Origin of the sequence: Actinoplanes sp. NPDC049681, from assembly GCF_044465265.1 — a bacterium.
Classification (GTDB): Bacteria; Actinomycetota; Actinomycetes; order Mycobacteriales; family Micromonosporaceae; genus Actinoplanes.
This window is the reverse complement of the sequence record NZ_JBITLP010000003.1, coordinates 114038-122928: the sequence shown is the minus strand read 5'-3', so window position 1 is coordinate 122928 and position 8891 is coordinate 114038. Positions and strand designations below refer to the sequence as shown.

At 67.8% G+C, this 8891-nt stretch carries 8 protein-coding genes; 6 read left to right on the top strand and 2 right to left on the bottom strand.

Annotated features, from left to right (window positions below; genetic code table 11):
- Positions 1 to 95: 95 nt before the first annotated feature.
- The gene (locus ACIBO8_RS10410; protein WP_396114869.1) at positions 96 to 242 is read right to left on the bottom strand and encodes a hypothetical protein; all 147 of its coding nucleotides are present in this window, start codon (positions 240 to 242) and stop codon (positions 96 to 98) included.
- Positions 243 to 331: 89 nt separating this feature from the next.
- On the opposite strand from ACIBO8_RS10410, the gene ACIBO8_RS10405 reads away from it, so the two are divergent.
- The 3 genes from ACIBO8_RS10405 to ACIBO8_RS10395 all read left to right on the top strand — a co-directional run bounded on the left by ACIBO8_RS10405 (position 332) and on the right by ACIBO8_RS10395 (position 1364).
- Positions 332 to 712, top strand: coding sequence for a hypothetical protein (locus ACIBO8_RS10405; RefSeq protein ID WP_396114868.1), 381 nt, complete (start codon positions 332 to 334; stop codon positions 710 to 712).
- Positions 713 to 844: 132 nt separating this feature from the next.
- A complete protein-coding gene (locus ACIBO8_RS10400) occupies positions 845 to 1081 on the top strand; it encodes a hypothetical protein (RefSeq protein WP_396114867.1) in 237 nt (78 codons plus the stop codon).
- A gap of 46 nt (positions 1082 to 1127) precedes the next feature.
- The gene (locus ACIBO8_RS10395; protein ID WP_396114866.1) at positions 1128 to 1364 is read left to right on the top strand and encodes a hypothetical protein; all 237 of its coding nucleotides are present in this window, start codon (positions 1128 to 1130) and stop codon (positions 1362 to 1364) included.
- A gap of 216 nt (positions 1365 to 1580) precedes the next feature.
- On the opposite strand, the gene ACIBO8_RS10390 is transcribed toward ACIBO8_RS10395, so the two are convergent.
- Positions 1581 to 1943 carry a hypothetical protein gene (locus ACIBO8_RS10390; protein WP_396114865.1) on the bottom strand — a complete coding sequence of 121 codons (363 nt, stop codon included), beginning with the start codon at positions 1941 to 1943 and terminating at the stop codon, positions 1581 to 1583.
- Positions 1944 to 2263: 320 nt separating this feature from the next.
- Here ACIBO8_RS10390 and ACIBO8_RS10385 point away from each other — a divergent pair, with 320 nt between their 5' ends.
- The 3 genes from ACIBO8_RS10385 to ACIBO8_RS10375 form a co-directional block, all read left to right on the top strand.
- The gene (locus tag ACIBO8_RS10385; RefSeq protein ID WP_396114864.1) at positions 2264 to 4177 is read left to right on the top strand and encodes an ATP-dependent nuclease; all 1914 of its coding nucleotides are present in this window, start codon (positions 2264 to 2266) and stop codon (positions 4175 to 4177) included.
- A gap of 5 nt (positions 4178 to 4182) precedes the next feature.
- Positions 4183 to 5916, top strand: a complete 1734-nt coding sequence (locus tag ACIBO8_RS10380) for a UvrD-helicase domain-containing protein (RefSeq protein WP_396114863.1) — start codon at positions 4183 to 4185, stop codon at positions 5914 to 5916.
- Positions 5917 to 6219: 303 nt separating this feature from the next.
- Positions 6220 to 8891 (top strand): tetratricopeptide repeat protein (locus tag ACIBO8_RS10375; protein ID WP_396114862.1); only part of this gene is annotated, 2672 nt, incomplete at its 3' end.

The following is an 8891-nucleotide window of genomic DNA, read 5'->3' as shown; positions in this document are numbered from 1 at the left end:
GGCGAGGATCGCAACGGCACCTTCGGCCGCGGAAGGTTAATCATCGGGTGCTGCGCCCTGCCTCCGGGCCGGGCGAGGATCGCAACTCCGTGGAGTCACAGCGGTACGTCGATCAGTCGACGAGCGCTGCGCCCTGCCTCCGGGCCGGGCGAGGATCGCAACGGGTACTCCTTCGCGGCGAACCCGCCGTGCTTGGTGCTGCGCTCGGTCTTCGGGCCGAGCGAGGATCGCAACAAAGCCACCGACGAAGGACTGCTGCGGACCGCCGCTCTGCGCCCGGACAGGAGACCGGGCGAGGATCGCAACGCCAACAAGGACGAGATGGGCGAGTTTGAGCCGCACAGTTGCGCCCTGCCTCCGGGCCGGGCGAGGATCGCAACAAGCGCAACCGCGCCGCGATGTTCCGCGCCTTCGACGGCTGCGCCCTGCCTCCGGGTCGGACGAGGATCGCAACGAGTCGACGTGCCTGGACAAGTACGGCAGGCTGCTGGGGCTGCGCCCTGCCTTCGGGCAGGGCGAGGATCGCAACTGCATCGTGCCGTCCGCCCGGGCAAAGCCTAAGAAGCTGCGCCCTGCCTCCGGGCAGGGCGAGGATCGCAACGAGATGATGGTCAACGAAGACCTGGACGCCTTCGGAACTTCGCCTCGCTTCCGGTATTACACGGGCCGAGTGAGCCAGCCGGTGGCCTGGCTGCGTCGGCTGTGGAACTAGGGCACACCCGATCACCACACCCGGTCGGAACGCTGAAGACCGTCAGGGTAGGGCCGTGCGCGGCCCAGTTCGACGCTCGTCCACTGGCTTCTCAGAAGTCAAGTTGACACCGACGACGAGCAGGTGGACGACATGTCTCGGCTGGCGTTCCGGACCGCCGGACAGGTGCGCTTGCCTAGCGAGCGCATGGCGACGCTGGGTTGGCAGCCAGATGGCTACACGCCTGCGGACCTCACACGCACCGCCGATGCGCTGCACGGCATGGCGATTCGCTGCGCGATGAGTACCGGCAACGTACGCCTCTTGAACGAGCTGTCCGGTCGGCACTTCCGCGAGATCGGCGATGGAGAGGTATCTAAGCCGGGATAAACGGGCGCCGCGGCGAGTCCGGGACACATGAGCAAGAATCGACGGCATGACAGCTCCGGTCCCGCATCACCTGGTGGCCGAGCGGGAGTTCGCCGACGAACGGTTCTGGGCGTCGGCTGATCGGCTCGCCGACCGCCTGGGCCACGTCGACCACTCGCGTCAGCTCGTCGGCGAGGTGGAGCGGCTTATCTGGCACACGCTGCACTGCGTGTCGTGCCAACGGCCGATCGCCACGTTCGAGGTGCAGCGGGAGAACCCTCCCACGAGCAGCCTGTCAACCTAGGTTGACATAACAACCAATATCGACCGCTGCTGGGCTGCCGAGTGAAGGGCTAGCGCGACGTGCCCGCGCCCGGCTGCCTGGGTGCGCTTGGCGGCGGTCCCTGCAACAGCGCGGTCAACAGGGACCCAGGACGCCCTCGGAAGTGCCGACCACCCTTTGAGGGCGCGCGGTTATCGACCGCCCATTCGGGACGTCCCTCAGCCCCGGCGTGATCGATCAGGGCGCCGACTCGCTGCGGCGCGGCGACGCCGACCACCGCGCCGGACTGGCGATTAGTCCCACGGCGGCGGCCCACCACCATGCCGACCCGTTGACGTACAGACACGGGCTCCCGGCCGCGGTCAGGTCGTCGCGCACCCGGATCAGCTCGACGCCGGGCATCAGCAGCCGCACTACCGAGCCGTCGGCCATCGACAGGTCCCAGCCGAAGCGGCCGTCCCGGTCCGCTGCCGGGTCACGCCCCGGGTCTCCGGCCAGCACGCCGCCGCGGTCACGGACCGCGGCAAGGAAGACGTCTACGTTCGCCGTGGCAAGGTCTTCACGAGCGTCGTCGATCGGCAGTGTCCCCGAGTTGATCATCCCTGCACGGTACGACGGATCTTGGCGATGGGCCTCATCCGCGCCGCGCACGGCCGACCCCCCGACCGGCGGTGACGGACCGAGCCGAGCCAGCCTCAGCCCTCCCACTGGCGGAGTGTTCCCGCCGCTGGCCTGACCGTCCTCGCCCGAAAGCGTGAATCCTGGCACTCTATGAGCTGACTTGTCCGTTTGTCTCACACGAATCTCTGGCGGTGACCAAAGCGGCTGATCAAGATTAGTCCCCTGTATTCAGGCGAGAGGTCTTCACCCGCATGTCCACGGCACCGACTACACCGAGCACGTCGGCGACGGGAAGCGGCATGTACCTGGCCGCCCTTCAACTCACGAATTTCCGTTCGTGCCGCAACGTCGAGGTCACGATCCAGCCAGGCCTGACACTGCTTGTCGGCGACAACAACTCGGGCAAGTCCAACATCGTGGACGCAATGCGACTGCTGACCGCGCCGCTGAGCGGACGACGGGTCCGTTACTTGGAGAGCGACGACGTCTCCACCGGAGCGGACGGGCCGATCGAGATCGTGGGCGTATTCGATGGCCTGACGCGGTTTCAGCAGGGCCAGTACATCGGTGCGCTCGACATCGGGACCAACAAGGTGCACTACATGACCAGGTTCCGTCCGGATGTGGACGTACCTCGGCGTTCCAAGGTAGAGAACCTGGCCGGCCTGGCCGCCGGGTCCGACGCCGAACCCGAAAAGCGCGACCAGATCCGGCACGTCTACCTGGCACCGTTGCGCGACGCCAAGCGTGAGCTGGACTCCGCCACCGGAAACCGCATGGCACTCATCATCAAGTACCTGACGAGCGAAGCAGACCGTACAGACTTCCTCGACCAGGCGATCGACGGGCTGCGCAAGCTCGAAGAGCACGACGTCATCACCGGCACCCAGAAGCGGCTGCAGGAACACGTCAGCGATCTCACCGACCCAGTCCGGGGACAGGTGATCGGTCTCAGCTTTCGCGACGTCCGGTTGCAACGGCTCGCTCGGGGCCTGCGCCTGAAGATAGCCGAGCACGGCGTTGACCTCGCCGACATCGAGGACTCTGGCCTCGGCTACGCGAACCTGCTCTACATGGCGTCGGTCATCATCGAGCTGCGCAACGCACAAGACGCCGAGCTCACGCTCTTCCTGGTGGAGGAACCGGAGGCCCACCTCCACCCGCAGCTGCAGGCCGTGCTTTTGGACTACTTGCAGGAGCAGGCCGCCAAGTCGCTGCGCGACGACACCGAGGGCCCGGCCGGTCGCATTCAGGTGGTCGCCACCACCCACTCGCCGAACCTGGCCAGCGCTGTGGGCATCCGCAACATCGTGGTCCTGCGCACCCAGGAGACTCCGATCATCCAGGAGATTACCGCGGGGGTTCCGGCCATCGAGGAAACGACCGAGGCCGCGGAGGCCGAGGCGGCGTCGACGGGCATCCAGCGTGGCACGGCCGCGATCGCTCTGTGCGACATCGACCTGTCCGATGAGGAGCGTCGCAAGATCGACCAGTACCTCGACGTGAGCCGCGCCGAGCTGCTGTTCACTCGGCGCGCGATCCTCGTCGAGGGGGTCTCCGAGGCCGTAATCCTGCCGCCGCTCGCACGCCACTGCGTCCTCGACAAGACGGCGGCTAACTACGGCGCGAAGTGCCGCGAATTTCGGGCCGTGTCGATCATCAACATCGGCAGTGTCGACTTCGGCCCCTACCTCAAACTGCTCTTACAGGAGGTCAACGGCGTTCGGCTCGTCGACCGGCTAGTGGTCATCACCGACGGAGATCCCGACGTCGCCGATGACGAGCTCGCCCAAGACGACGATCTCGACGATGAGCCCAAGGCCGACGAGCCGGAGGCGAAGGAGGAGCCGGCGGTCACGCTCAGCCGAAAGGATCGGCTCGAAGAGATCGCCATCCAGCTGGGCGCCGCCTCGATCCTCGCCGTGTTCGCCGCCGAGTTCACGCTCGAGGCCGACTTGATGAACCCGTTCGCCGTCAACGGCCCGCTCTTGGAGATCGCGTTCAAGCGCCAGAAGCCCAGGTCCGGCGAGTTTTGGAACACGCTGCAGGCGGGCTCGAACCCGGCGGAGGTCTTCTACCGCAAGTTGCGCACTACCAAGCGGTACATCGGCAAGGGCGAGTTCGCCCACGACGTCGCCGAGCTGATCCAGAGCGGCCGCACGTTCCAATGCCCCGACTACCTCACGCAGGCAATCCAGTCGGCGATGCGGTAGGCGACATGGACGAGATCAACTTTTCACCCGCACAGCGCGCCCTCATCGACAAGCCGGGCAGCGTCTTCGTCCCGGCGTGCCCAGGCGCCGGGAAGACCCAGAGCATCGTCGAACGCTTCATCCAGCGCCCCGGCGTCCCCGCCCGCCAGGGCGTCGCCCTGTTGTCGTTCACCAACGCCGCCATCAACGAGGCGCGTCAGCGGTGCGACCAGCGGCCCGACCTCCTCATGTCACCGAACTTCGTCGGCACCATCGACGGGTTCATCAACCGGTTCATCGTCACGCCGCTGTACAAGGCATTGACGGGCACGGTCCCCACGTTCAAGGACTCGTGGCACGCCGTCCAGGGCACCGCGTTCGGGGTGGCGGGGGCACCGCTGGAGTTCCAGCTCGGCTGGTTTGCCTTCGACCATGACGGCGGCAACGCCCGGCTGGTCAACCACAAGATTCCGTACGCCCAGCGCAGCACCGTGACAAACCTCCCCGACTGGCAGCTGAACAAGGCCAGCGCCAATGCCTCACGCCTGGCGCGCCGGTTCCTCGCCAACGGGGTGATGGACTGCGCGGCGACGCGGGTGCTGATGGAGCACTACCTCACCGATACAACCAACCGGGCCCGCCTGGGTCGGCTCATGAGCGCCCGGTTCGGGTCAGCCATCGTTGACGAGGTACAGGACTGCGACAGCAGCGACATCTTCCTCATCAACTTTCTGCTGGACTGTGGCATCGAAACCGTCATGGTGGGCGACCTCGACCAATCTATCTACGGCTTCCGCGGCTCCACCATCGAGGCGGTCAAAAGCCTCATCGGCCGGGTCCCCAGAGGAACTCGGTTTGACGGCAATTACCGAAGCGCTCCGGCGATCTGCGCCGTCGTCAACAGCTTGCGCGCCAGCGCCGGCACCGATATCCCACTCGGGAAGTGGAAGGACGACCAGTCCCCCGTGGTGGTCCTGCCCGTCAGCGGATTCAGTCACGCGCGCCTAAAGATCATCGAAGTCGCCGGTTCGATGGGCTTCGCCCCCGGGGACATCAAGGTGCTCGCCTACGCCGAAAAGGACGCCCGCGAGTGCGCCGGCGCCTCACCGCCGGGCGACAAGGGCGGCGGCCGACTCGTCCAGCTCGCCCAAGCCGCAGCGACCCTTCAAGATCTCCGCGCGAGCACTCGGGCCCGCACAACGGCCATGCAGACGATCGAAGGCATTCTCCGTGGGCTCGGCCATGACGACGACCGCGTGCGCGCTGACGCCGAGTTCCTCGACTCCGTCGGGCTCACCCCACGCACGTTCCGGGACGGTTGCCTACGGCTCGCATGCAGAACCGCACCATTCGACGGCCCACCAAGCGTCTTCCGTGTCGAGATGCGCAATGGAATCAAGGCGTTGGGGTGGGACAACTGGATCAATACTGGCGGCCTCCGTTCCCCGAACGGCGACGTGTGGCCCGTCCTGCTGAGGGATGAACCCGACGCTCTCGACTGGTCGACGATCCACGGCTTCAAAGGGCTCCAAGCCACGGTGACCGCTGTCGGGATCCCCTCGCCGCAGAAGCGCGCCGCCTTGCCCGACGGGGTAGGGCTCTGGAGCGAGGACGCTCCCGGCGAGAACCGACGAGTACTGTACGTCGGGGCATCCCGTGCACAGCGCCTGCTCATCCTGGTCACCGTCGCCTCCCAGACGGCCGCCGTGACGTCCTGCCTTCAACGCGATGCCGTGCCGTTCGTGGTTGCAACCGTTTGAGCCATGATGAACCAGCAGAGGTTGCCACCTCCCCTGTCGCCGTGGCTCATTGGTGTGCGTAGTGCTCCAGCAGCCAGGCAGCGATCGCGTGGAACAGGCCGGTAGTGGCGCCGCGGACAACAGCGATCACGACTTGAGCGCGTGTCACAGGCTTGTTGTGGGTAGGCATGTGGTTCTCCCGCAGAGTCGAAGTGAACAGCAAGCGAGCCGGTCGGCTGGCACGTTCTGTTCTGCGCGGCGGGTCGTTTTCCGGCGATGCGACGTCCGCTACGGTGCGGGAGTGCCGAGGTCACGCTATGTGAAATGTGTTCCGGTCCGGATCTGGTCCGGATCCGGCGGCCCCGCCGGGGCCGGGCGGTGAGTCAGGTGGGTCCGGCGGCCCGGTTCGCCACCGAGTTGCAGGCCCTGTACGAGGCCGCAGGGTGCCCGCCGCACCGGCAGCTGATCCACCAGGCCGGGCGGCAGCAGCCGCCGATCCAGCTCAACGCGAAGTCGTTGAGTGACTGGTTCGGCGGGATCTCCGTACCGAGTAGCGACGACAAGGTGCTCTTCCTGGTGCAGTATCTGCAGGCGACTGCGGCAGATCGGTATCCGGCGAAGCCGCTGCAGTGGTGGAAGCAGCTGCGCGCTGCGGCGTGGCAGACGAAACAGTCCTCCCGGGTCGGGCGACCCCGCACCCGCTCGGCCTCGGCAGCGTCGGCGGCTGGGAACGCCGGCGGGTTGGGGCGGCCGATCAGCGAGTACACCGCGCTGGATTTGGAGGTGCACCGGGCCATCACGATCGACGGCCAGGACGCGCTGCCTGCGCTGCCGCCGTACGTGCCGCGCGCGCATGACGGGAAGCTGGCGCGGGTCGTGGCCGCGGTCGCGGCAGGGCACAGCAGCTGCGCGATGCTCGTGGGCGGGTCGTCGACGGGCAAGACCCGCGCCTGTTGGGAAGCCATCCAGGCGTTGCCCGAGCCGTGGCGGTTGTGGCACCCGTACGACCCGACGCGCCCACAAGCGGCCGAAGCCGCCTTAGACCAGGTCGGCCCGTACACGGTGATCTGGCTCAACGAGGCGCAGCACTACCTGCTCACCACCGACCCGACGCTCGGTGAACGGATCGCTGCCGGTCTGCGCCGCGTGCTGCGCGATCCCGGCCGGGCACCGGTGCTGATCCTCGGGACGATGTGGAACGAGTACTGGACCACGCTGACCACCCGCCCGGACCCCGGCGCTGCGGATCCGCACGCGCAGGCCCGGGACCTGCTCGAGAGCGTCGACATCGCCGTCCCACGCGAGTTCACCGCCACCGACCTGGCCACCCTGCAGCACCTCGCGACAGATGACCCGCGACTGCGGTGCGCCGCCGAGCACGCCGATCAGGGTCGCATCACCCAACAACTTGCCGGAGTGCCCGAACTCGTGCGCCGGTACCGCACCGCCACCGCCACCGCGAAAGCCCTCATCGAAGCGGCCATGGACGCCCGCCGCCTCGGTCACCCCATCCCTATCGCGCACCACTTCCTGGAGCAGGCCGGCGCCGGATACCTGTCCGATCACGAATGGCAGCAAACCGGTGACGACTGGCTCGAACAAGCCCTCGCCGAGACCGCCAAACCGTGCCACGGCGTCCCCGGACCCCTGACCCGTATCCGTCCCCGCCCCGGCGAACCCTCCGCCACGGGTAGACCGCATTACCGACTTGCCGACTACCTCGAACAACTCGGCCGCACCGAACGCGCCGCGATCTTCCCGCCCGCAGCGTTCTGGGACGCCGCTGTCACACTCACCGACCCAACGGCGCTTACCGCCCTCGGCGGCCAAGCCCGCGCGCGGGGCCGATACCGCCGCGCCGCCCAGCTGTACCGGCAGGCCGCCGACCAAGGCAGCACCGACGCCCTCATGAGCCTCGCCGATCTGCGGGAGCAGGCCGGCGACCCGAGCGGCGCCGAACAGCTGTACCGGCAAGCCGCCGACCACGGCAACACCCACGCCCTCGCAAGGCTCGTCTGGTCGCGGGAGCGGTCCGGCGACCTGAGCGGCGCCGAACAGCTGTACCGGCAAGCCGCCGACCAAGGCAGCACCAAAGCCCTCGTCAGCCTCGCCCACCTTCGGGAGCGGTCCGGCGACCCGAGCGGCGCCGAAGATTTCGCCCAACAGGCCGCCGACCAAGGCACCACCAACGCTCTCATGAGCCTCGCCCACCTTCGGGAGCGGTCCGGCGACCCGAGCGGCGCCGAACAGCTGTACCGGCAAGCCGCCGACCACGGCAACATCCACGCCCTCATGAACATCGCCCGCCTGCGGGAACAGGCCGGCGACCCGAGCAGCGCCGAACAGCTGTACCGGCAAGCCGCCGACCACGGCAACACCCACGCCCTAGTCAGCCTCGCCGAGATGCGGGAACAGGCCGGCGACCCAAGCGGCGCCGAAGACCTCGCCCAGCAGGCCGCAGACCAAGGCAACACCAACGCCCTCGTCAGCCTCGCCGATCTGCGGGAGCAGGCCGGCGACCCGAGCAGCGCCGAACAGCTGTACCGGCAAGCCGCCGAACACGGCAACACCAACGCCCTCGTCAGGCTCGCCGAGATGCGGGAACAGGCCGGCGACCCAAGCGGCGCCGAAGACCTCGCCCAACAGGCCGCCAACCACGGCAAGACCGACGCCCTCGTCAGCCTCGTATGGTCGCGGGAGTACGCCGGCGACCCGAGCAGCGCCGAAGACCTCGCCCAACAGGCCGCCGAATACGGCAACACCAACGCCCTTATGAACCTCGCCCACCTGCGGGAGCAGGCCAGCGACCCGAGCAGCGCCGAACAGCTGTACCGGCAAGCCGCCGAACACGGCAACACCAACGCCCTCGTCAGGCTCGCCGAGATGCGGGAGCAGGCCGGCGACCCGAGCAGCGCCGAACAGCTGTACCGGCAAGCCGCCGAACACGGCAACACCAACGCCCTCGTCAGGCTCGCCGAGATGCGGGAGCAGGCCGG